17 protein-coding genes are annotated in these 20,796 nt (G+C 64.9%); 4 read left to right on the top strand and 13 right to left on the bottom strand.

Going from position 1 to position 20,796, the window contains the following annotated elements:
- The first annotated feature begins 10 nt into the window (after window positions 1-10).
- Window positions 11-937, top strand: a complete 927-nt coding sequence (locus ACIPV6_RS03065) for an aldo/keto reductase (protein WP_400269473.1) — start codon at window positions 11-13, stop codon at window positions 935-937.
- Here ACIPV6_RS03065 and rfbA read toward each other — a convergent pair.
- Window positions 934-1,800 (bottom strand): glucose-1-phosphate thymidylyltransferase RfbA, encoded by an 867-nt coding sequence (rfbA, locus tag ACIPV6_RS03060; RefSeq protein WP_400269472.1) that lies wholly within the window; start codon window positions 1,798-1,800, stop codon window positions 934-936. The genes ACIPV6_RS03065 and rfbA overlap by 4 nt on opposite strands.
- 52 nt (window positions 1,801-1,852) lie before the next feature.
- On the opposite strand from rfbA, the gene rfbB reads away from it, so the two are divergent.
- The 3 genes from rfbB (at window position 1,853) to ACIPV6_RS03045 (ending at window position 7,143) form a co-directional block, all read left to right on the top strand.
- Window positions 1,853-2,851, top strand: coding sequence for a dTDP-glucose 4,6-dehydratase (rfbB, locus tag ACIPV6_RS03055; RefSeq protein ID WP_400269471.1), 999 nt, complete (start codon window positions 1,853-1,855; stop codon window positions 2,849-2,851).
- A 5-nt stretch (window positions 2,852-2,856) separates the two neighbouring features.
- On the top strand, window positions 2,857-4,266 hold the full coding sequence (locus ACIPV6_RS03050) for a sugar nucleotide-binding protein (RefSeq protein WP_400269470.1): 1,410 nt from the start codon (window positions 2,857-2,859) through the stop codon (window positions 4,264-4,266).
- A gap of 195 nt (window positions 4,267-4,461) precedes the next feature.
- Window positions 4,462-7,143 (top strand): WecB/TagA/CpsF family glycosyltransferase, encoded by a 2,682-nt coding sequence (locus tag ACIPV6_RS03045; protein WP_400269469.1) that lies wholly within the window; start codon window positions 4,462-4,464, stop codon window positions 7,141-7,143.
- Between the two features lies 1 nt (window position 7,144).
- Here ACIPV6_RS03045 and ACIPV6_RS03040 read toward each other — a convergent pair whose 3' ends face one another.
- From ACIPV6_RS03040 to ACIPV6_RS02985, 12 genes are read right to left on the bottom strand one after another with little or no spacing between them, the layout of a single operon-like run.
- Window positions 7,145-8,452: a hypothetical protein gene (locus ACIPV6_RS03040; protein WP_400269468.1), complete on the bottom strand. Its 1,308-nt coding sequence runs from the start codon at window positions 8,450-8,452 to the stop codon at window positions 7,145-7,147.
- Between the two features lie 20 nt (window positions 8,453-8,472).
- Complete coding sequence (locus ACIPV6_RS03035; protein ID WP_400269467.1) at window positions 8,473-9,810, bottom strand: O-antigen ligase family protein; 1,338 nt, start codon at window positions 9,808-9,810, stop codon at window positions 8,473-8,475.
- Complete coding sequence (locus ACIPV6_RS03030; RefSeq protein ID WP_400269466.1) at window positions 9,791-10,480, bottom strand: hypothetical protein; 690 nt, start codon at window positions 10,478-10,480, stop codon at window positions 9,791-9,793. The genes ACIPV6_RS03035 and ACIPV6_RS03030 overlap by 20 nt, the downstream gene beginning before the upstream one ends.
- 2 nt (window positions 10,481-10,482) lie before the next feature.
- Window positions 10,483-11,223, bottom strand: coding sequence for a hypothetical protein (locus ACIPV6_RS03025; RefSeq protein ID WP_400269465.1), 741 nt, complete (start codon window positions 11,221-11,223; stop codon window positions 10,483-10,485).
- Window positions 11,223-12,386 (bottom strand): glycosyltransferase, encoded by a 1,164-nt coding sequence (locus ACIPV6_RS03020; protein ID WP_400269464.1) that lies wholly within the window; start codon window positions 12,384-12,386, stop codon window positions 11,223-11,225. The genes ACIPV6_RS03025 and ACIPV6_RS03020 overlap by 1 nt, the downstream gene beginning before the upstream one ends.
- Entirely contained in the window at window positions 12,383-13,654 is a 1,272-nt protein-coding gene (locus tag ACIPV6_RS03015; RefSeq protein ID WP_400269463.1) for a glycosyltransferase, read from the bottom strand. Before ACIPV6_RS03015 ends, ACIPV6_RS03020 begins: the two co-directional genes overlap by 4 nt.
- Window positions 13,651-15,117: an oligosaccharide flippase family protein gene (locus ACIPV6_RS03010; protein ID WP_400269462.1), complete on the bottom strand. Its 1,467-nt coding sequence runs from the start codon at window positions 15,115-15,117 to the stop codon at window positions 13,651-13,653. The genes ACIPV6_RS03015 and ACIPV6_RS03010 overlap by 4 nt, the downstream gene beginning before the upstream one ends.
- The gene (locus tag ACIPV6_RS03005) at window positions 15,114-15,776 is read right to left on the bottom strand and encodes an acetyltransferase (RefSeq protein ID WP_400269461.1); all 663 of its coding nucleotides are present in this window, start codon (window positions 15,774-15,776) and stop codon (window positions 15,114-15,116) included. The genes ACIPV6_RS03010 and ACIPV6_RS03005 overlap by 4 nt, the downstream gene beginning before the upstream one ends.
- Window positions 15,773-16,939 (bottom strand): DegT/DnrJ/EryC1/StrS family aminotransferase, encoded by a 1,167-nt coding sequence (locus ACIPV6_RS03000; protein WP_400269460.1) that lies wholly within the window; start codon window positions 16,937-16,939, stop codon window positions 15,773-15,775. The genes ACIPV6_RS03005 and ACIPV6_RS03000 overlap by 4 nt, the downstream gene beginning before the upstream one ends.
- Window positions 16,936-17,955, bottom strand: coding sequence for an NAD-dependent epimerase/dehydratase family protein (locus ACIPV6_RS02995; protein ID WP_400269459.1), 1,020 nt, complete (start codon window positions 17,953-17,955; stop codon window positions 16,936-16,938). The genes ACIPV6_RS03000 and ACIPV6_RS02995 overlap by 4 nt, the downstream gene beginning before the upstream one ends.
- Window positions 17,952-19,061, bottom strand: coding sequence for a Gfo/Idh/MocA family protein (locus ACIPV6_RS02990; RefSeq protein ID WP_400269458.1), 1,110 nt, complete (start codon window positions 19,059-19,061; stop codon window positions 17,952-17,954). The genes ACIPV6_RS02995 and ACIPV6_RS02990 overlap by 4 nt, the downstream gene beginning before the upstream one ends.
- A 41-nt stretch (window positions 19,062-19,102) precedes the next feature.
- Window positions 19,103-20,776 carry a sugar transferase gene (locus tag ACIPV6_RS02985; RefSeq protein ID WP_400269457.1) on the bottom strand — a complete coding sequence of 558 codons (1,674 nt, stop codon included), beginning with the start codon at window positions 20,774-20,776 and terminating at the stop codon, window positions 19,103-19,105.
- Window positions 20,777-20,796: the final 20 nt, after the last annotated feature.

Genomic DNA, 20,796 nt, shown 5'->3' with positions numbered 1-20,796 from the left:
AGCTATCAGCATGCAGCAGCGTTATGTCGGAAACAGTGGGTTCCGGGTGTCCTCCTTGTCGCTTGGAACCATGTCCTGGGCACAAGAGACGGACGAACAGGAAGCCGCGGCGCTCCTGCATGCCTTCGTGGACGGCGGAGGGACCGTGATCGACACCGCTGCGTCCTATGCGCAGGGCCAGGCCGAAGCGATGCTCGGCTCCATGCTGGGAGACGTGGTAGCCCGTTCCGAAGTGGTCCTCTCCACGAAAGCGGGCGTGTCCAGTTCCGAATCCCGTCGCAGCATCAACGCCTCGCGGGGGGCCATGCTGGCCGCGTTGGACGCCAGCCTGGCGCGGCTCGGCACCGATTACATTGACATCTGGTTCGCCCACGAGTGGGATCCAAACGTACCCCTCGAAGAGACCCTGTCCGCGCTCGAACTGGCCCAGCGGACCGGCCGTGCGCGCTACGTGGGTATTTCGAACTACAACGGCTGGCAAACGGCCAAGGCGGCGGCGATTGCGGGCTTCACCATGGTGGCCAACCAGTCCGAATACTCGCTCCTCCAGCGCCGGCCGGAAGATGAACTGGTCCCCGCCATCGAAGATGCCGGCCTGGGACTGATGGCATGGGCTCCGCTGGGCCGCGGAGTGTTGAGCGGCAAGTACCGTGGGCAGATTCCCACGGATTCGCGCGCAGCCCAGGGCCGGTTGACCGCGTACGTGGAACGGTACCTTGAACCTCAGGCCTCCCGGGTGGTGGAGGCCGTGGCCATGGCTGCGCGGGGACTGGGACGCTCGCCACTGGATGTGTCACTGAGCTGGCTGCTGTCCCGGCCGGGCGTCTCCACCGCGATCGTCGGACCCCGCAACGCGGTCCAGCTCAAGGAACTCCTTGACGCGCAACTGGGTGTCCTGCCGGCGGAAATTTCACGCGCCTTGGAAGACGTTTCCTAGCGTCTGTCCAGGATGTCCAGCAGGTAGCTCCCGTAACCGCTCTTGGCCAGTTTGGCCGCCTGCCGGCGCAGTTCGTCATCGCTCAGGTAGCCCATGCGCCACGCCACTTCTTCCGGCGCACCGATTTTCAGTCCCTGCCGGTTCTCCGTGGTGCGGACGTAGTTCGAGGCGTCATTCAGGTCGCCGAAGGTTCCGGTATCCAGCCACGCCGTGCCGCGCGGGAACTTCTGGACGTGGAGTTTGCCGAGCTCCATGTACTTCCTGTTGATGTCCGTGATCTCCAGTTCGCCACGGGGCGAGGGCTCCAGGTCCTTGGCCATCGGAACAACGTCATTGTCGTAGAAGTAGAGACCCGGTACGGCGTAGTTGCTCTTTGGCTGCGTGGGCTTTTCCTCGATCGAGATGGCGAGGCCGTCGTCGTCGAACTCCACCACACCGTAAGCAGTCGGGTCCTTGACCCAGTAGCCGAAGATGGCGCCGCCGTCGACGTTGTTATAGTGCCGGAGCTGGGCACCCATGCCGGGACCGTTGAAGATGTTGTCCCCGAGGATGAGAGCCACCTTGCCTCCACCGATGTGGTCCTCGCCCAGGATGAAGGCCTGTGCCAGGCCGTCCGGAGTGGGCTGCTGGGCGTACGTGAGTGAAATGCCGAATTGCGAGCCATCGCCAAGGAGGTTCTCGAATTGCGGGGCGTCCTTGGGGGTGGTGATCACCAGGATGTCGCGGATTCCCGCCAGCATGAGGGTGCAGAGCGGGTAGTAGATCATGGGCTTGTCGAACACCGGAACCAATTGTTTGCTGATTCCGAGCGTGATGGGATGAAGCCGCGAACCCGTTCCACCTGCCAGAATAATTCCGCGCATTTTGCGCTCCTCTCCCCTGCCCGTGACCGGTGCTGGCGGTTACGCTATCGCCATGCAGAGAATCCTTGTCACCGGCGGGGCCGGATTCATCGGATGCAACTTTGTCCACTACATCATGGAACACGGCAGCGTTCATGTCACTGTCCTGGACAAATTGACCTATGCGGGCAATGAGTCCTCCCTGTCCGGACTGCCACCGGAGAGATTCGAATTCATCAAAGGCGATATTTGCGACTCCGTGCTGGTTGACGGGCTAACAGCCAGTGTTGATGCCGTGGTGCATTTCGCGGCGGAATCCCACAATGACAATTCCCTGCAGGATCCCAGGCCGTTTATGGACACCAATCTGTTGGGGACCTACACCCTCATAGAGGCTGCCCGAAAGCACGGTACACGTTTCCACCACATCTCCACCGACGAGGTCTATGGAGACCTCGCCCTGGATGAGCCCGCCCGTTTCACCGAAGATTCGGTGTACCGGCCCACGAGCCCCTACTCCGCAACGAAAGCCGGGTCGGACTTGCTGGTGCGGGCTTGGGTGCGTTCTTTTGGGCTGCAGGCCACCATCAGCAATTGCTCCAACAATTACGGGCCCTACCAGCACGTGGAGAAATTCATTCCCCGCCAGATCACGAATCTCCTGGACGGACACCGGCCACGGCTCTACGGAAAAGGCCTGAACGTCCGGGACTGGATCCACGTGCAGGACCATTCCTCGGCCGTGGCGGCCATTCTGGAACGCGGCCGCATTGGTGAGACCTACTTGATCGGAGCCGACGGGGAACAGTCCAACCGCGCGGTGGTGGAGAAACTGCTCCACCTGATGGGCCAACCATCCGACGCGTACGACCTCGTCACGGATCGCCCGGGCCACGACCTGCGCTACGCCATCGACTCCACCAAGTTGCGACGCGAGCTCGGGTGGCGGCCACTGTTCGAAGATTTCGACGCCGGACTGGCGGCTACTGTGCAGTGGTACCAGGAGAACGAGGACTGGTGGCGGCCGCAAAAAGCCGAAACTGAAGTGAAATACGCAGGGCAAGGTCACTAGCGCCGATGCCGACACCCAAAAAGTTGACGTCCAGGTCCACCCCGATCCGCGGTTTACTGCTCTTCGACCTGCCGGTGCACGCGGACGAACGGGGCTGGTTCAAGGAGAACTGGAACCGCAGGACAATGGGTGCCCTGGGCCTGCCCGACTTCGGGCCCGTGCAAAACAACATCTCCTTTAACGCCCGCCGCGGTACGACGCGCGGAATCCATGCCGAGCCGTGGGACAAGTTCATTTCGGTTGCTTTCGGCAGGATCTTCGGAGCGTGGGTGGACCTCAGGAGCGGTCCCGGATTCGGCACGGTGTTTTACACCGAGATGACTCCCGGCGAGGCCGTCTTCGTCCCCCGCGGAGTGGGCAACGCCTTCCAAACCCTTGATGACAACACGGCGTACACCTACTTGGTCAATGACCACTGGAGCTCCGAAGCCCAGGCCGAATACACGTTCCTGAACCTGGCCGATGCCACCGCGGCTGTGCCGTGGCCGATCCCCTTGGCCGAGGCCACCATGTCCGCTCAAGACCAACAACACCCATCCATGGCCGAGGTTGCTCCCATGAAGCCACTCCGGACCATGGTTCTGGGCGCCAACGGCCAACTGGGATCGGCTTTGCGGAAGGTCTTCGCGGACCTGGACACCGTGGACTTCTTTGACCGGGCGGGCTTTGATATCACCGATGGCCGCTCGTTTGACCGGGCCGACTGGCGGAAGTACGCCACGGTCATCAACGCCGCCGCGTACACCGCCGTCGACGCCGCCGAGACCGCGGAGGGGCGCGCTGCGGCCTGGCAGGTCAACGCCGCTGCGGTATCGAACCTGGCGATAACCGCCGTCGACCATTCACTGACCTTGGTGCACGTCTCCAGCGACTACGTCTTCGACGGCACGGCGGAGATCCACGGGGAGGAGGAGCAGCCCAGTCCCCTGGGCGTCTACGGGCAGAGCAAGGCCGCAGGCGATGCGGCCGCGGCGGTGGCACCGAAGCACTACATCGTCCGGAGCAGCTGGGTGGTAGGCGATGGAAAGAACTTCGTGCGCACCATGGCCGCGCTGGCTGAGCGCGGTGCAGCGCCGTCCGTCGTGGACGATCAGTGGGGGCGCTTGACGTTTGCCGAGGACATCGCGGCGGCCATCAGGCACTTGCTGGGCACCGGTGCGCCCTATGGAACGTACAACGTCAGCAACGACGGGCCGGTGCAGTCGTGGGCGGACATCGCTCGGGACGTCTACCGCCTCCGCGGCGTGGATCCGGGACTGGTGAGCCCGGTGAGCACCGAAGAGTACGCCAAACCCGGCATGTCGGCCCGTCCGCGACGAAGCGTGCTGGATCTTGCCAGGATCAATGCCGCCGGATTCGTGCCCCCGGAAGCACAAGTCCGGCTCAAGGAGTACGTGCAGGGCCTTGAACCCTAGCCCTGCAGCACAAAACGTCCTACAGTGGCCGTACGGCAACCTCGATCAGACGGGGCCGGGAGACAACTCAAGTAAGTACGGGGCAGCACCAGTTGCCCGCGGCGATCCAAGGCGGTGCAGCGGCCAGGGATCGCCGGTCCATTGTCCATGCCTTGAGTTGGACCCGAGCGAGACCTTGCGTCTGGAGAGCCGATAATGCTGCAGCCAAAGACCTTCCCCATCGGGGGCCTTTTCCACGACCTCGCCGGACGGCTGAGCTACCACCCACCGGCAGCTCCGCAGCCGGCGCAAACCAAGGCTCTTAGTCTGGGCGGCGCCGCGGTCCGGCTCATGGAGTTTCCTGAAGCCGTCAGCTTCATCATGGACCGCGCCACGCACCAGGGAACACCGCCCTTGGGTGTGTGCTCAGCGAACCTGGACCACATCCGGCACTTTGGCACGGGAAGCCGTTGGGCAGGAACCATGGACGGCTCGGCAGTTGAGTGGCTCACCCTGATTGATGGTGCTCCCCTTGCCGTGGAAGCGGAGCGCCTGACCGGCAGGCCCTGGCCGCGGCTGGCGGGCAGCGACCTGGTTGGACCCATCCTCGACGAAGCAGAGAGACGCGGATTGCGGGTCGGCTTCCTCGGCGGATCCCCCCAAGCCCAGCAGCTGATCCGGCAACGGTTCGCCGAGGATCGTCCGGGACTGGCCGTCGTCGGCTGGTGGGCGCCGGAGCGGTCCGAGATCAGTGATCCGGTGTCGTCGAGGCGCCTGGCCGAAGAGATAGCCGCCAGTCACGCAGACCTCCTGGTGGTGGGATTGGGCAAACCCCGCCAGGAGCTCTGGATTACCGAGTACGGCCACCTGACAGGAGCCAAGGTCCTTCTGGCGTTCGGCGCCGTCGTGGACTTCCTTGCCGGCCACATCAAGCGGGCACCGGCCTGGGTGGCCGGGCACGGCTTCGAATGGGCGTGGCGCCTCATGCTCGAGCCCCGCCGGCTCGCCCATCGCTACCTTGTGGACGGCCCCGAGGCCTACCTCCACCTGCGGCGGGACAGCGGACTTTCCGCCGCCCACGGGGTTCCCCGCGTCGTGGGACTGCCTTCGCACACGCCGCTCCAGGCTCCGGGCACCTTCGCTTCGGCCGCAGACCAAGCCGACATCGCCGTCGTGGTGGTGGCCTACAACAACGCCGATGATATTGGCCCGCTCATCGAAAGCCTCCGGGCCGAAACGGCGGGCCAGACGCTCAAGGTAGTGGTGGCGGACAACTCACCCAATGGCGACACCATGGCGGCCCTCGCTGACCACCCCGATGTGATTGCCAAGAGCACAGGCGGCAACCTGGGGTACGCCGGTGGAATCAACGTGGGGCTCCGGGCCGCTGGTCCGGCTGATGCCTTCCTCATCCTCAATCCGGACCTGCGCGTCGAACCTGGCGCGGTGGCTGCACTGCGGCGCCGCATGGCGGCATGGGGCGCCGGAGCGGTGGTACCTGTTCTCCTCGACGACGACGGTACCGTCTATCCCTCTTTGCGGCGCGAACCCAGCATCCTGCGGGCGCTGGGCGACGCGGCCATGGGAAGCCGCTTGTCCGGGCGGCCCGGCTGGTTGTCCGAGATGGACTTTGATGCAGAGAGCTACAAGTATGCCCACGCCGTGGAGTGGGCTACGGGTGCGGCCTTGCTGATCGATTCCCGGGTGGCGGAGGCCGTGGGCGACTGGGACGAACAGTTCTTTCTCTACTCGGAAGAAACCGACTTTTGCCGGCGCGTCCGGGAACTGGGCTTCCCGATTTGGTTTGAGCCGGCAGCCAGGATGTGGCACGAGCGCGGCGGCTCGGGTTCGTCAGCGCAGTTGTCGGCCCTGATGTCGGTCAACCGCGTGCGGTATGCCGAGAAGCACCTGGGCCGTGGGCGTTCGGGGGCTTTCCGGCTGGCTGTCCTGGGCTCGGAGATTGCGCGTCTGGGGAAACCCGGTCACCGGGAGGCCGCTGTGGCGTTGCTGAGCCGCAAGCGTTGGGCCTCATTGCCCCATGCGGGAACCTACCCGGAGCATGCCCCGACGGTCCACCCGGTGGGTTCGGTGATTATCCCGGCGCACAATGAGGCCGCCGTGATTGGGCGGACGCTGGATTCGTTGCGGGAAATCCTGGCCTGGGGCACCGTAGAGGTGATTGTTGCCTGCAATGGGTGTTCGGACAGCACGGAGGCCATAGCGGCGGCGTACGACGGCGTGCGTGTCATCAACGTGGAGGCGGCCTCGAAAGTGGCGGCTTTGAACGCCGCTGATGAGGCAGCTCATTTGTGGCCGCGGTTGTATCTGGATGCCGATATCGAGGTGACGCCCGGGGCCCTTGCTGCGGTGTTCTCGGCGCTCACGGACGGCACGATCCTTGCCGGGCGTCCGGCCTACAGGTATGACACTGCAGGTGCATCGTTCCTTGTCCGCGCCTATTACCGGGCCAGGACCAGGATCCCCGGTAACTCGCAGGGCATGTGGGGTGCCGGGGCCTATGCGCTCAGCGAGCGGGGACACGCCCGTCTGGGGACCTTTCCACCGCTGACCGGCGACGACTACTACGTTGACAGCTTGTTCACGGCGGATGAGAAGGCTGTCCTGGACACCGAACCGGTGGTGGTGCGGACACCCCGTTCCCCGTCTGCCCTGCTGACAGTCCTGCGGCGGACCAGTCGCGGCAACGCCCAGCAGGATGCAGTCTCCGGTGATGCCTCGGTTTCCAGGACGGTGCGGCAGTTGGTGGAATCGGTGCGTGGCCCTCTGACGGCCTTCGACGCGCTGGTGTATGCCGCCTTCGCAGGTGCGGGCCGCCGTCGTGCCGTACGCCCGGGTACCCCGGCGGTAGCCTGGGAGAGGGACAACAGCAGCCGGTAGGTCACCAGCCGCAGCTGGTGCCTCCTTCAATACGGTAGAGGTGGACTGCGTTGCCGTCGGCGAAGTTGTCGGTGAACGTTCCGTCAGTGACGGGGATGGTGCGGTTTTCGTCGATCACGACGGCGGTGCTGCCGCCGCAGGCGAGGTGGAAGGTGGCCTGGCCTCCGGCCTGGGTGTTGGCACCGGAGAAGACGTAGACCTGCCCGTTGTGGAGTTTCGTGGCGACATCCACGGGGCCGGAGGCGTTGACGGCCCCGTCCAGGAACGGGGCGTTAAGCACGGGGGCGAGTTGCTTGATCTGGTGGTTGACTGCCGTGACGGCGGGCCGGACATCGCCGGGGCAGTCACGAAGCACGTGCTGGGTGACGCAGTCCCCGCCAAAACTGTGGTTGAAATACACGATTCCGCGGGCACCGTGGATGAGGCTGCTCCACACGGCGGCACGCAGTTGCGTACCGGTGATGGTGGCAGCGGCAGGTGAGTCCTCGAACGGATGGCCTGCCTCCACAAAGGCCCATACGGGTTTGTTGCCTCCCGTGAGTTTGCGGATGCGGTCCACCGTCCACCCGTAATTGGCAGCGAGCCGGCATTCTGCGGTTGTGAGGTCCCGGGAATAGCCGTTGATGGCGCCGCCCTCGGTCTTGGCGCAGATGTTGGGGTCCGTGAACCAGTAGTTGTCCGCCGAGACGAGGTCCTGATACTCCTGGATGAACCTTTGGGATTGTTCATCGGACAGCCAGAAAGTCACGCCCTTGCCATAGTTGGCGTAGACCATGGTGCCCTGTGGTGCGGCGGCGCGCAGTTGGCCCTGGACCGTGTAGCCGCATTTGGCTTGTTCCGGGACGCAGATAGGGCCCTCGCCGGGGTATTTGCCGCTCCACGCCGCCTCACCTCCGCCGGCCCACATGTCCACTTCATCGCCCAAAGCGAAGCCGGAGGCTGTCCCGGCGGGGTAAGTGGGGATGGCGTACATTCCGGAGGACTTGATGAGCTCCATGTCCGAGTCCTGGGTCAGCACGACATAGGTGTTGAGTCCCGCGGCGATGTCCTTGGCAACATAGTCCTTTTCCAAGGCACTTTCGAACCACACCCCCACAGGGAAATAGTTCGGATCCGTGGGCAGCGGATTGCTGAATTGTCCGTAGAAGCCCGGTCCGCCGTCCACAGGGCGCAGTGCAGTGCCTGCCGGGTGGATTGGTTCGGGTTGCTGCGCTGTGCCTGCCAGGGGTGTACCCCCGCTGATGGTGGCAGCGGCGAGGAGACAGAGCAGTGCCAGTACTCCGAGTATTGCCGCGGACCTGCGGTTCATGGCTCTCCGATTCCAGGTGGTCAAAGCGGCGTGGGTTCGAGGGCAGCGTCCGTGCGGGCCAGCCGCCACAGCGCTCCGGAAATTCCGAGCATGAAGAACAGGACGCTGGCGGACATGGCGAAGGACAATCCATCGAAGAAGGCGAAGGTGACGGCAATTGCTGCAACTGATGCCAGGACCGCTTGGGAGAGCTGTTGGGCGGCGGGATCAGTGGCGAGTTTCCTGGCCCGCCAGGCGGCGGCGAGCGCGCAGACGACGACGCCCAGGAAGGCCAGCAGGCCAAGGACTCCAAGTTCCACGAGGGTCCCCAGGTACTGGTTATCCACGATCACATAGTCGGGCAGGAATGTTCCGAACCCGCGGCCCACTACCGGGTTGTTGGCGAGCATGCCGAAAGCCGTGCTGTAGGCGCTGGTGCGGGAGCTGATGCTGGGGTCCTCTGTTCCCACCGTGAAGAGTCCGCGAAGGGTACCCAGCATGCCGGGGGTCAGGACGTACAGGGCGCCGGCCAGGGCGACGGCCAGGAGCATTGCCCGGCGTCGGATCTTCTTGGGCCACGACGGAACCAGGGCGACGATCGCGATGGCGAAGGCCGTGAGAGCTGAGCGGGAGACCGAGAGGGCGGCTGCGGCGGAGATGATCGCTGCCGGTGACCATCTCAGGAGCCATCCCCGGTGCCTGTCCGTCACAGCGAAAGCGATGGCTACTGGGAGGGAGGCCACCAGGACGACGCCGTACTCCAGGGGGTGGCTTGCCATGCCGGCGGCGCGGACGAAGCCACCCCTGGACTGTACGCCGGTGAGCTCCGAGGCGGCGCTGAATCCGGGAAAGCTGATCCAATCCACCAATGACTGGCCCGTGGCAAACTGCAGGAGTCCCAGGAGTGCTGTTCCTGTTCCTACCAGGACCAGGGCGCGGAGGACTTTCATCAGGGTCCGGCGACTGGCCAGGCCATCGTTGATCAGCAGGAAAATGCCGGCCCAGCTCGTGAGGCGGATGATGCCGCTGTCAGCCGGGCTGGTTTCGGGTTCAGGGACTCCATGGAGCATGGCCAGGGCGTAGCTGGCCAACGCCATGGCCAGGAAAACCGCCATGGCGTTGCGGACCATTTGCGTTCCTGCACGGCTTGGGGTGGTGCGCTGCAGTTGGTACAGCAGCCACCAGGCGAAGGCCAGGAGCCCGCAGAGGGTGCTGGGCCTGCCCACTGACCCCAAGGCGGTGAGTGTCAGGTTGGAGGGGATGGCACAGGCGAGAAGCAAGTAGACAATGACGAACGATGAGACGTCCCTGCGTTCAGCGGGTTCGAGGGATGTGGGGTTGGCAAGCAGCGTGTTCCGCTCAGACCCGGGCCATGTCATCGGACACCTCCCTTGGTTGCATCTTGTTCTGGCGGCGGCGGACCAGGATGCGGTCAATGTAGATGGTGGCAACGGACGTGAGCGCAAGGCAGAGCGCCTCGAGCACCACGGCTCCTTTGAACCGGGTGACCGGAGTTCCACCGCCGAAGACCACCTCCGATTTGGACGGAGTGGTCTGGGTGGAGATGAGGTCCCCTTTGACCTGGGCTTCGGATTGGAGCTTGATGGTAGCGTCGTTGATCCTGTCCAGGACGTTTGCCAGCACCTGGTTCACTTTCTCTGCGCTCGAATCCACTACCTGCACTTTGAGCACGGGCTGGCTGAAGGTCCTGTTCCACTGGCCACCATTGCTGGGCAAGGTGACGGAGTAGCCCTGCTGTACTCCTGCGCCGTACAGTGTTCCGCTCGTCAGGACCAGGTCCACGGCGGCAGAATCCTGGTTGACCCGGCGCTTGACCATGTCCGCGAACTCCACCAACGTCATGGCGCTGCCCCCTGAGATCCAGTAGGCAGGTTCCCGTTCCGGGGCAAGGAACGTGACGTCTGCCTCGGTCCAGAAGACGGGCTCGGAGGACCTGACGGCGCCCAAGGCAGCCAGGCCAAGAACCAGGCCCATGGCTACCAGGTACCAACGGCGCAGGAGGATCCCAAGGAATGTAGCCGCCGTCATGGCTAATTTGGTCCGGAAGAAAGCGGCAAGACGCCGTCGGTTTCAGGTTCTGCGGTGGCCTGGGTCTTGTTCCGGTTGCGGGATCGCACAGGCGAGGCGGCCAAGGGATCCACGGTGATTTCCTGTTCTGCCGCCAGCTTGCGGCGTCGCCGTGTCAGGAGCAGCCCGTCCAGCAGGACAGCGATCACCAAGGTCACGGCGACGCCGCCGGCGCCTGCCACCAACACCAGCTGGGTCCGGGCTTTCACCTCTGGCACGGCCTGCCGGTCCACCAACAGGTTCATGGTGGTGATCCTGGCAGGGACGGCGACATTGAGGGCTTCCTGCATCTCGTTGAGGGAGCGCGGGGTTTCCTCCATCACGGCCTTCAGCAGGGACATGGTTTGTTCCGGTGAGTCAGCGGTGGCGGTGATGACCAGGATGGCGCCGTTGGTGCCGCGGTCCGGTTCGGCCGTGTACGTGGCGGTGCCGAAATTCGCCAGGACGCGCTCCTTGACCGGCTGGGAGGAGAGTTTGCGGATCAGGATGTCCAGTGCCTCGCTCATGCCTCCCAGGTAGAGGTACGGGTTGCCCGCGGCGCCGATGCTTTGGCTGGACGGCATCAGGACCAGGCTGGCTTGGGCTTTGAACTTGTCCGGGGCGTTCATCTGGATGGCCACGCACAACAGGCCGGTGACCAGGATGCCGGCGACCAGCACGTACCACCGCCGGATTATGCTCGCTATGACGGTACGAATTTGCATCATTTGCTCCCAACATGACGGGGTCCGCGTGTGCTGCCAGGCTCCTTGGTTTGATGCTTGCCCACCAGGGAAAGCAGATGTTCTGCCCTGACATCCCACGTATGCGCGAGAGCCGAGTCCTGAATCGCCAGCCGCCGCACAGGGCCGGGCGGGTCAACGATCCTGGAACGCACAAGATCCACGAATTCCTTTGGTGTCCCGGCGATGGAGACGGACACTCCCCCTACCCACCGTGTGGCGGGCAGGTCCGTCGCAACCACGGGAACACCACATGCGAGGTATTCGAGGGTCTTCAGGGGAAAACTTGAAGTATTGAACTCCGAAACGCTGTACGGGGTCAGGCCCACCGCAACTGTTTGGAGGATCCGCGCCACCTCATCGGCGGGGACTTCACCGCGCCAGTCCACCGACGGCAGGGCAAGGAAACCGTCCAGGAACCGTGCCATCCCCGGATCGCGTTCGGTCCGGGGTCCCACCACCACCAGGGGCACTGCGGCGTTGCCCAGTTCGGTGAGGATGTGCTCATCCAGTCGTTCGTTCAGTTGCCCCACCAGTGCGGCAACGGGCCGGCCCACGGGTGCCGGGCCCATTGCCCGCGGAGTTCGGCAGCCATTGGGCAGCAACTCCACCGTGCGGCCTGCGAGCGCGGTCATCTTTTCGGCCAGGCCGGGCGAGACCGCGGTGATTACGTCTGCCATGGCGCAGTTGGCTTCCAGGACCCGTTCCACATGGCGCCGCGACAACCCCAGGAGATCCGAAGCCGCCAGCCAGTCGTCTGTGAGGTGGAGAAGCCGGGGAGCCCTGATGGTTGCCGGGAACGGCACCACCGGGGAGGAATTGACGACGACGGCGATGTCCGTCTTCTGCGCGCTGGACACCAGGGCCCTTTTGGCCAGTGCTTCGGTGCTTCGCCGGACCACGGGGCGACTGAAGCCGGGAAGTGCTGGGAGGCGGAGCCGGCTGATCGACGGCGTCACCTCTTCGGGATTGCCCGTGAGGCTGCGGAAGGCGTGGCGCCGGACGTCGGCGTACCGGTGGACGGAGACGGGTTGGTCCACCCACAACACGTCACCGTGTGCTGCGAGCGCTTCGGTGAGGAGCCGGTCCGTGCCGGGGATGCCGTCCCAGCGACCTCCGGAAATGTACATGATGGTCTGCGTCATGGCCGGACCTCAGCGGGGTTCCAGGCCGGAACCGGCGATGACGCCAGGGGGCGGGAGTTGAAATCATCCAGGGCGGCTTTGCCGCGGAGCCGAAGCCAACGCCGTCGGGCAACGTAGGCGGCATACCGTGCCAGGGCCGTTGCCTCGGCTTGTGCGAGCGCCACCTGCCGTTTCGGTGCCCCGGACACTTCCTTATAGAGGTCCAGTTGCCGTTGGGCGGAGTGTTGCAGGGAGAAACGTTCCACGACCAGGCGCCGCCCGTAGCTTCCCAGGGCGTTGCGCAGACCCTGGTCGTCGAGCAGGCGGGCCAGGATGGCGGCGAGCGCCCGGCTTCCCCGCCCGGAGCTCCCGGGCCCTGTGCCGTACCAGCCCTGCCAAAGGAAGGTTGGCAGGGATTCCGGCGTGAGGAGCTCCCAGAAACCCTCTTCGCCTTGGACCACCAGGGGCTTGGCAAACGCCATTCCGCGTAGCGCGGAGCCGCCCATTCCCAACACCACATCGGCCACCTCGTAGGCGGGACGTGGGTCCGCGATTTCCCCTGTCAGGACAACCACAGTTCGTCCGGCCTCGGCATTGATCTGCTTGGCCCGGTCGCGGACGGTTGCCTCGGCCGGACCGGATCCCACAACCACCAGGCGCACCTCCCCTGCGCGGGAAAGGTCCATCACGGCGTCCATGGCCGCGAGAATTCCCTCCAGCTTCAATTCATGGGCAAGCCGCGAAACACAGACAACGTGCATGGCTGCATCCGCCAGGCCCCATCGTTCGCGGAAAGCGCGTGTGGCAGGATCTGCGTCCGGACTGTTGGCCGCGGTATCCACAGGCGGTTCCATCAGGCGGACCGTTCCCCGGCCGGCTTTCTCTTCATACCGGCGGATCTGCTCGGTGCCCACCATCAGGGGCATGGAATAGGGAATGAAAGGTGCCACCGCCATGGACATGACCGTGGCGACGGCGGTGCTGCCCGCGATTTTGCTGGCGGCGAGGCATTCCAAGACGGGGGGCCATTCGTAGCCGTGGATGATGTCCACGCCGCGCTCGCGGGCCAGGCGTCCCAGTGCCCGGATCACAGCCGGCGAGGGACGTTTCCCCGGTACGGGAGCCTGGACGTAGTCAAGGCCCAGTTCCTTGGCCCTGCGAACCAAGGGGCCGGGCTGTCCGAACAGGATCACCTCGTGTCCCAGGGCCTGGACGGCGGCGCCCAGTTCGATCGCGTTCAGTTGGCTTCCGCCGAGGCCAAGGTCGTGGGGGTAGACAACTATCCTCATGCGGCCACCTCCTCGCGGCCACGGCCCCAGCGCCGGATTTCGGCGACGTCGGAGCGCTTCAGGGCGAGGGCGGCACCCATGGCCACGAGCCCAATGCCGGTGGAGGCAAGGACAGCCGGCAGGGGTGAGTGCAGGGCATGCGAAACCAGCCATGATGCGTAGCCGGTGACGGCGGCCAGGGCGAGCGGAACAGCCACGCGCGCCGCCAGGTCCCGCATGGCGACGTTCGCCCGGCGCAGGGTCCTGAGATACATGGGAGTTGTCACCAGCAGGGCCACCGCTGCCGGAGCCATGGCCAGGCCTGGCATCCCGCCAAGCGCGGCCCCGGCAATCAGCCCTGGAACCAACGCCACCAACGCCACCAGTTGGACACTGAAAATCGACATGGACAGGCCAACCACCACCAGGTAGTCGTAGAGCAGTTCGTGCAGGATGCGCAGTGCCGTCAGCGGCGCCAACCACACCAGGGCCAGGCCCGCCAAGGACCAGGCATCCCCGTAGACCAGGGTCACCAACGCAACAGCGCAGCCCATCATCACCGCGCAGACCGGCAGGAGCACCGCGGACAATGCACCCAGCAAGGAAAGCAGCGCAGCCCGCATGTCTTCCGGATTGTCCTGCAGCCGGGCAAACATGGCCGGGGCGACACTCCTGAGGGGCTGCGACAACAGCGCCGCGGGCCAACCGGCCATGTTGAACGCCATCACGTAGAGTCCCAACGTCACGGGTCCCAGCATCTTGCCTGCCACCAACTGGTCCACATAGCCGACGCTGAACACCACCAGGCTCGCCCCGGCCAGCGGCAGCCCGAACGACAACAGCTCGCGGGCCGCCTTCCGGGAAAAACCGAAGCGGTAAGGCAACGGAGAAAAAGCCACGAAGAGCACGGCAGACACAATGCTTGCTGCCACCCGGCCGACGGCAAGGCTCATGGCCCCCATGCCGGCTATGACCAGGACCAGCGAAACACCCGCCCCGAGCCACACGTTCACCTGGTCTATGGCCATCCGCTGCCCTTGACGGAAGTTCCTTTGGAGGAGGGCAGCAGGGGTGGCCACGAGGCCGTTGAAGACGATGCACGTGGCAAGGAGCCGCACAACATCCGTGGCGGCCTCGTTGCCCATCGCAGCAGCAAAATACGGGGCAACCACATAGGAACCAGCGAAGAGAACAACACTGCACACAGTGGAAATCGTGGTAACCGTAGCAGCGATATGCTTCGGGTCCCCCGGCCAACGGACAATGGCCAGGCTCACCCCCAACTCGTTGAAGCTCAACACGGCGATCAGGGCGACGAACGCCACCGCATACGTACCGAACTCCTCCGGTCCCAGCAAACGGGCAAGGGCTATGCCAATCCCAATGGTCCCCAGGCGCGTGACGAACGCATTGATGACGCTCAGCGCAAAGGCCTTTGAGGGCGTTGGCCGGCGTTGGGTCGCCACGTGCTTCTGGAGAGTCACAGAATGCCCTCCAACGCGGGGTAGTTGCCGCGCCGGATGATCCGGGCAGGGACACCCGCCCACGTCTCATCCTCGGGAACATCGCTCAAAACGGCGGCACCCATGCCGATGGTGGCACCTGCGCCAACCGTGCGGCGCTCGCGGACGCTGGCGTTCATCCCGATATACGCGGACCTGCCGATGTGGACGTTCCCGCCCAGGGACACCCCTGCGGCGAAGGTCGCGAAGTCGCTGACCACATCATCGTGCGTGAACGTCACTCCAGGCATGGCCACGACGTGGCTGCCGAGGGTCACCGAAGCAGTCATGGTCACGTGCGCCAGGATGATGCTGCCGGGGCCAATGCGGCACCCTTCCGGAACATGGGCGGAGGGATCGACGGCGGTCGCGTAACGGTCCTCGGACAGTCCGAGCGCCCGCAGCCGCATGACGACGCTTTCCCTGCCGCTGCCCGATCCGATGCAGACCAGCAGCATCGCATGCGGGAATTTCAGGGCGTCGCGGATGGGACCAAGTACGTGGGCTCCATCCACAACGCGCCCGAGCTTGTCCTCGTCGTCGTCCAGTATGCCGATGACGTCGAACGGCCCGCTGCTGCGGACCATGGCCAGGACTTCCCGGGCCAGGCCGCTTGCAGCGATCAGGAGCAGTTCGCTCATCGTCCCCGCCCTGCCGCCCGAAGCACGGAATCAATGACGCGGACCTGGTCGGCGAGCGTGAGCTGATGGTACAGGGGCAGGATCAACGTGTGGTCCGTCAGCCATTCCGTGGCGTCGAGGGCTGCGCTGCCGGTGTCCCTGCCGGAATAGGCGGGCTGGCGGTGCGCGGCCATGATGCCGCGCCGGGCAGAGATTCCGTCTTCCGCCAGGCGCACCATCAGCTGGTCGCGTCCCAGCGGAAAGGCCTCACCGATTTCCAGCCAGCACGACTGGTAATTGCCCGCCCCGTACACGGGATCGTCCACAAGCCGCAGGCCTTCCACACCGGCAAAGGCGTCAGCGTAGTTGGCGGCCAGTTCACGACGCCGGCGCACGGCTTGGGCCAACCGGCCCAGCTGCACGAGTCCGACGGCGGCTTGAAGGTCTGTCATGCGGTAATTGAAGCCAACTTCGAGGTACTCCTCGGCCGGGGCCAGAATGCTCGCATGACGGTCGGCCGCGGAAACGCTCATGGCGTGTTCGCGGAGCCTGCGGGCACGGGCGCCAAAGTCGTTCCGGGAGGTCGAGAGCATGCCACCCTCCCCTGTGGTCAGGATCTTGCGGGGGTGGAAGGACCACGCAGCCACTTCCGCGCCTGCACCCACAGGCCGCCCGCGGTACCGCGACCCGATGGCGCACGCAGCATCTTCCACAACCACGATGCCCAGGGGATCGCAAAGTGCGCGGAGGGGATCCAGGTCCACCGGAACACCGCCCTGGTCCACGGCGATGACGGCCCGGGTCCCGGGAGTGAGCGCGGCGGCCACGGTTTCGGCCGTCACGCAGCCGGTGACGCGATCGACGTCGGCGAACACCGGCCGTGCGCCCACGTACGTGGGCGCGTTCGCAGTGGCAATGAAGGAAAGGGACGGCACAACCACGTCATCGCCGGGACCAACACCGGCGACGGCCAATGCCAAGTGCAAGGCGGAGGTGCAACTCGAGACCGCAACGGCATGAACCGCCTGCTGTTCCACAGCGAAGGCTTCCTCGAACTGGCGTACCTTTGGTCCCTGGGCAACCCAGCCCGATGCTATGACCTCCGCCACGGCCTGGGCCTCTTCGGCTCCAAGCCACGGCTTCATGACGTCGATACGCGCCAGCGAGGTCCCGGACATGGTCATCGTGCACCTGCTGCCGGCACTGCCGGGCGGGTGGCGAGCCTGGCTGCGGCGATTTCCTCCCGGAGGGGCCTCCACCAGTCAACCAGGGAACGCAATCCGTCCTCCAGGCCCACCGCGGCCTCAAAGCCCAGGTCACGCCGGGCAAGGGTGGTATCAGCCAGCCGGCGGACCACTCCGTTCACTGCCCGTTCCGGCCCATGCTTCAAGTGCAAAGGCGACCCCATGACGTGCAGCAGGGTACGGGCGAGGTCGGCAAGGCTGGTCTCCGTACCGCTGGCCACGTTGTACACGCCCTCATTCACACTGCTCGCAGCTGCAAGGACATTGGCCCGCGCCACGTCTGCCGTGTGCACGAAGTCCATGGTCTGCTCGCCGTTTCCGAAGATCAATGGAGGAAGTCCATCAACGATCCTCTCCATCCAGCGGACCAGCACCTCGGTATAGAGTCCGTGGACGTCCATGCGCGGCCCATAAACGTTGAAGTAGCGCAGCAGCACGTAGTCCAGGCCGGACATGGCCCGGAAACTCCTGGCCATGCCTTCGTTGAACGACTTGGCGGCGCCGTAGAAGGTGTCGTTGTTGTGATGGTGGTGACGTTCCGTCGTGGGAAATTCCTCTGCCATGCCGTAGACCGACGCACTGGAAGCTGCGATGAGCTTTCCTACTTTGTGCTCGACGGCCGCTTCAAGGACAGTGAACGTCCCGTCCACCAGTACTTCCAACGCAAGCCGTGGTTCCTCCGCGCATTGGGTGATGCGGATGGCCGCTTGGTGAAACACCAGGTCCTTGCCGATCGTCATATCGTGGACCAGGTCGCGCTCGCGGATGTCCCCCTCGACCAAACGGACACGTCCTGAGGCCATGGCATCGTCGAGGTTGGCTTTGCGGCCGCGTACCAGGTTGTCCAGGATGTCCACGTGGGCCACTCCGGCGTCGAGCAGTTGGTCCACCAGGGTGGATCCGATGGTTCCCGCCCCGCCCGTGACCAGGGCAGTGGCGCCGAGGAGGGCGTTCACTGGGCAACCTGGAGGGAAACTTCGTTCCCCGCCACAACGGCTGCGTGTCCGTCGGTACCGAGGCTCTGGGTGACGGCTTCCAGGACTGACAGGACACGCAGTCCGGACTCGCCGCTGGTCCGTGGAATCGAGTGGTTGCGGATGGACGCGGCCAGCTCGGCCACCACCTGGGTCAAGGGCTCACGTTCCTGGAGTGCCGGGGACCATGTGTCTCCCAGGCGGTAGGAAATCGCGATCGCTTTCTTGTCCGCGGCGGAGCGGGGCTGGTGTTCCAGGCTGACACCGCGGTCGTAGACGCTCAGCCGCTGCTGGGGATTCAGGTCATCCCAGACCAGCGTCCTCTTGGAGCCACCGATGATCATTTGCCTGATCTTGGTGGGACTCAGCCAGTTCACATGGATGTGGACCATGGCGTCGTTGGGCAACCCGAAGGTGAGATGGCCTACGCAGTCGCGCCCGGTCCCGAGTGGATCGGCCCCGTGCGCGGAGATCTCCGTCGGGTGCAGTCCGCCGGGGAGGATGAAATCCAGGATGGACAGATCGTGCGGGGCGAGGTCCCAGAACACGTTCACATCGGGCTGGACCAGGCCAAGGTTGATGCGTACGGAATCGACGTAAAGGATGTCGCCCAAGGCGCCGCTGCTGACCAGTTCCTGGATTTTCAGGACCGCCGGGGTAAAGCAGTAGGTGTGGTCGGCCATGAGGACCAGGCCGCGGGCTTTGGCCTCCTCGACCATCTCCAGGCCTTTGGCCCTGCTGTCCGCCAGTGGTTTCTCCACCAGGACATGCTTGCCTGCCCGCAGGGCGGTCATCACCACGCCGTGGTGCGTGTGGGCCGGCGTCGCCACGGCTACGGCGTCAAGGTTGTAGGTGTCCAACAGTTCGTCGAGGGATTCGACGACGGCCACCCCACCTACCGTTTCCGCCAGGCGCAGTCCCCGTTCGACGTCAAGGTCGCAGATCGCCACGAGTTCCCAGTCCGGGCTCGCTTTGAGGTTCCTCGCCAGGTTGGGTCCCCAGTAGCCCGCGCCCACAACGGCGATCCGCAGTTTGGGGCGCAGCCCGTGGCCGTTCAGTTGGCCTGATGGAATGGTTCCTATGCTCATTTTCCACTCGGATTCTGTGAGGGTGACTGGGTTGAAACGGTCTAGTAGGCTCCGGCGGGCCGGGTCATGGCCCGGAAGGTCCGCCACATGATCATGAGGTCCCCCGCGATGGACCAGTTTTCGACGTAGTACAGGTCCAGGCGGACCGCTTCGTCCCACGGGAGGTCGGAGCGTCCATTGACTTGCCAGAGGCCGGTGATGCCCGGCTTGATCAGGAGCCTGCGGTGGGTGTGCTGCTCGTAGCCGTTCACTTCGCGGAGCAGGGGCGGCCGGGGGCCCACCAGGCTCATGGTGCCCATCAGGACGTTCCAGAACTGCGGCAGTTCATCCAGGGAATACTTCCGCATCCAGCGTCCGCACTTGGTGATCCTGGGATCTCCCTTGATCTTGAACAGCACACCGGCTCCTTCGTCCTTGGTGCTGAGTTCTGCCAGCCTGGCCTCGGCGTCCACCACCATGGACCGGAACTTGAGCATCTGGAAGGTGGTTCCGCGCTTTCCGATCCGCTCCTGCTTGAACAGGACAGGACCGGGGCTGTCGGCGCGCACGATGAGGGCAAGTGCCAGAAGCACGGGCGCCAGGACCAGGAGCGCTGCGCCCGCGACGGCGATGTCCATGACCCGCTTGAGGGTGTGCTTTCCGCCGGAATAGTGCGGAATGTCGACGTGCATCAGCGGGAGACCCTCGACTGGGCGCCAATGGATGCGGGGACCGGCGACGTTGGTCAGTGTTGCCGCAAGCACCAGTTCGGCTGCGTCTTCCTCAAGCCGCCACCCCAGCTCGCGGATGAACTGGTTGCCGCCCGGAACAGGGCCTGCCACGATTACTGCGTTGGCTCCGGTCTGCCGGACGGTACGGGCAACCCCGTAGATCGAGGAGAGGACAGGGACACGGCGTTCGTCGACCACGAGGGTGGTTCCCCGGCGCGCGCCCGGAAGGCAGGCTCCCACAATGTCGTACGGGGCTCCGGACTTCCTGTTGATCTGCTTGATGACGTACCTGACGTCTTCCGGTTCACCCACCACGATGGCCCGGGAAAGGCAGAGGCCGTGCGCCTTTTGCCGGCCCAGCCAGCGTCGGAAACCCCACCGGTTGATGGCAAGGGCAGCCACGCCGAGGGGCAGTGACACAAGGACGAAGGTGCTGACGGACTCGATCCTGAACACCACCGCGGCAACACCCATGAAGCCGAAGACACGCAGGCTGGCCGAGAGGACGCGCTTATACTCCTCGGGGCCGACGCCAAGGACCTTCGAATCCCGCGTGCGGTAGACCTCCAGCGCGCCGATCCACGCCAGCCCGATGACCAGACCGAGGATGGCTTGCCTTGTGTGTCCGCTTCCCATGGGGGCCGTAACGATGCCATCGGTATTCAACAGGTAGCCGGCAAAGACCGCGACCGCCACCAAGACACTGTCGGAAAGGCGGAGGGCATTCCTCAGGAACCGGATCCACGTGGTACGGTCGGGCCGCGGCAGCACTGCGTGGGCGGCCCGGCGGGTGACTGGCGGCATGAGGTCCAGGGTGACATCTGCCCCCAGTGCCGCCAGTCCCGCCTTTTCAGTCCGTTGTGCAGCAACGGACTTGTCAATCCAGGGAGACACCGGCGGATTGACGGTGGCAACGGCCGGTTGCAGGGGGAATGCCGTCACGGTGTGGTTTGCACGCTTGGGTGCTGTTGCCTTGCCTTGGCGCAAGAGCGGAACTCGTACCATGTCAGCCTTCTTTTGCAGAC

The organism is Paenarthrobacter sp. NPDC089988, from assembly GCF_044748465.1.
Classification (GTDB): Bacteria; Actinomycetota; Actinomycetes; order Actinomycetales; family Micrococcaceae; genus Arthrobacter.
This window is presented reverse-complemented; position numbering and strand designations above follow the sequence as displayed.

What these genes read in the sequence shown, in the direction of transcription:
- ACIPV6_RS03065 (WP_400269473.1), top strand. Translation starts at nt 11, where the DNA reads ATGCAGCAGCGTTATGTCGGAAACAGTGGGTTCCGGGTGTCCTCCTTG.
- rfbA (WP_400269472.1), bottom strand. Translation starts at nt 1,800, where the DNA reads ATGCGCGGAATTATTCTGGCAGGTGGAACGGGTTCGCGGCTTCATCCC.
- rfbB (WP_400269471.1), top strand. Translation starts at nt 1,853, where the DNA reads ATGCAGAGAATCCTTGTCACCGGCGGGGCCGGATTCATCGGATGCAAC.
- ACIPV6_RS03050 (WP_400269470.1), top strand. Translation starts at nt 2,857, where the DNA reads ATGCCGACACCCAAAAAGTTGACGTCCAGGTCCACCCCGATCCGCGGT.
- ACIPV6_RS03045 (WP_400269469.1), top strand. Translation starts at nt 4,462, where the DNA reads ATGCTGCAGCCAAAGACCTTCCCCATCGGGGGCCTTTTCCACGACCTC.
- ACIPV6_RS03040 (WP_400269468.1), bottom strand. Translation starts at nt 8,452, where the DNA reads ATGAACCGCAGGTCCGCGGCAATACTCGGAGTACTGGCACTGCTCTGT.
- ACIPV6_RS03035 (WP_400269467.1), bottom strand. Translation starts at nt 9,810, where the DNA reads ATGACATGGCCCGGGTCTGAGCGGAACACGCTGCTTGCCAACCCCACA.
- ACIPV6_RS03030 (WP_400269466.1), bottom strand. Translation starts at nt 10,480, where the DNA reads ATGACGGCGGCTACATTCCTTGGGATCCTCCTGCGCCGTTGGTACCTG.
- ACIPV6_RS03025 (WP_400269465.1), bottom strand. Translation starts at nt 11,223, where the DNA reads ATGCAAATTCGTACCGTCATAGCGAGCATAATCCGGCGGTGGTACGTG.
- ACIPV6_RS03020 (WP_400269464.1), bottom strand. Translation starts at nt 12,386, where the DNA reads ATGACGCAGACCATCATGTACATTTCCGGAGGTCGCTGGGACGGCATC.
- ACIPV6_RS03015 (WP_400269463.1), bottom strand. Translation starts at nt 13,654, where the DNA reads ATGAGGATAGTTGTCTACCCCCACGACCTTGGCCTCGGCGGAAGCCAA.
- ACIPV6_RS03005 (WP_400269461.1), bottom strand. Translation starts at nt 15,776, where the DNA reads ATGAGCGAACTGCTCCTGATCGCTGCAAGCGGCCTGGCCCGGGAAGTC.
- ACIPV6_RS03000 (WP_400269460.1), bottom strand. Translation starts at nt 16,939, where the DNA reads ATGACCATGTCCGGGACCTCGCTGGCGCGTATCGACGTCATGAAGCCG.
- ACIPV6_RS02990 (WP_400269458.1), bottom strand. Translation starts at nt 19,061, where the DNA reads ATGAGCATAGGAACCATTCCATCAGGCCAACTGAACGGCCACGGGCTG.
- ACIPV6_RS02985 (WP_400269457.1), bottom strand. Translation starts at nt 20,776, where the DNA reads ATGGTACGAGTTCCGCTCTTGCGCCAAGGCAAGGCAACAGCACCCAAG.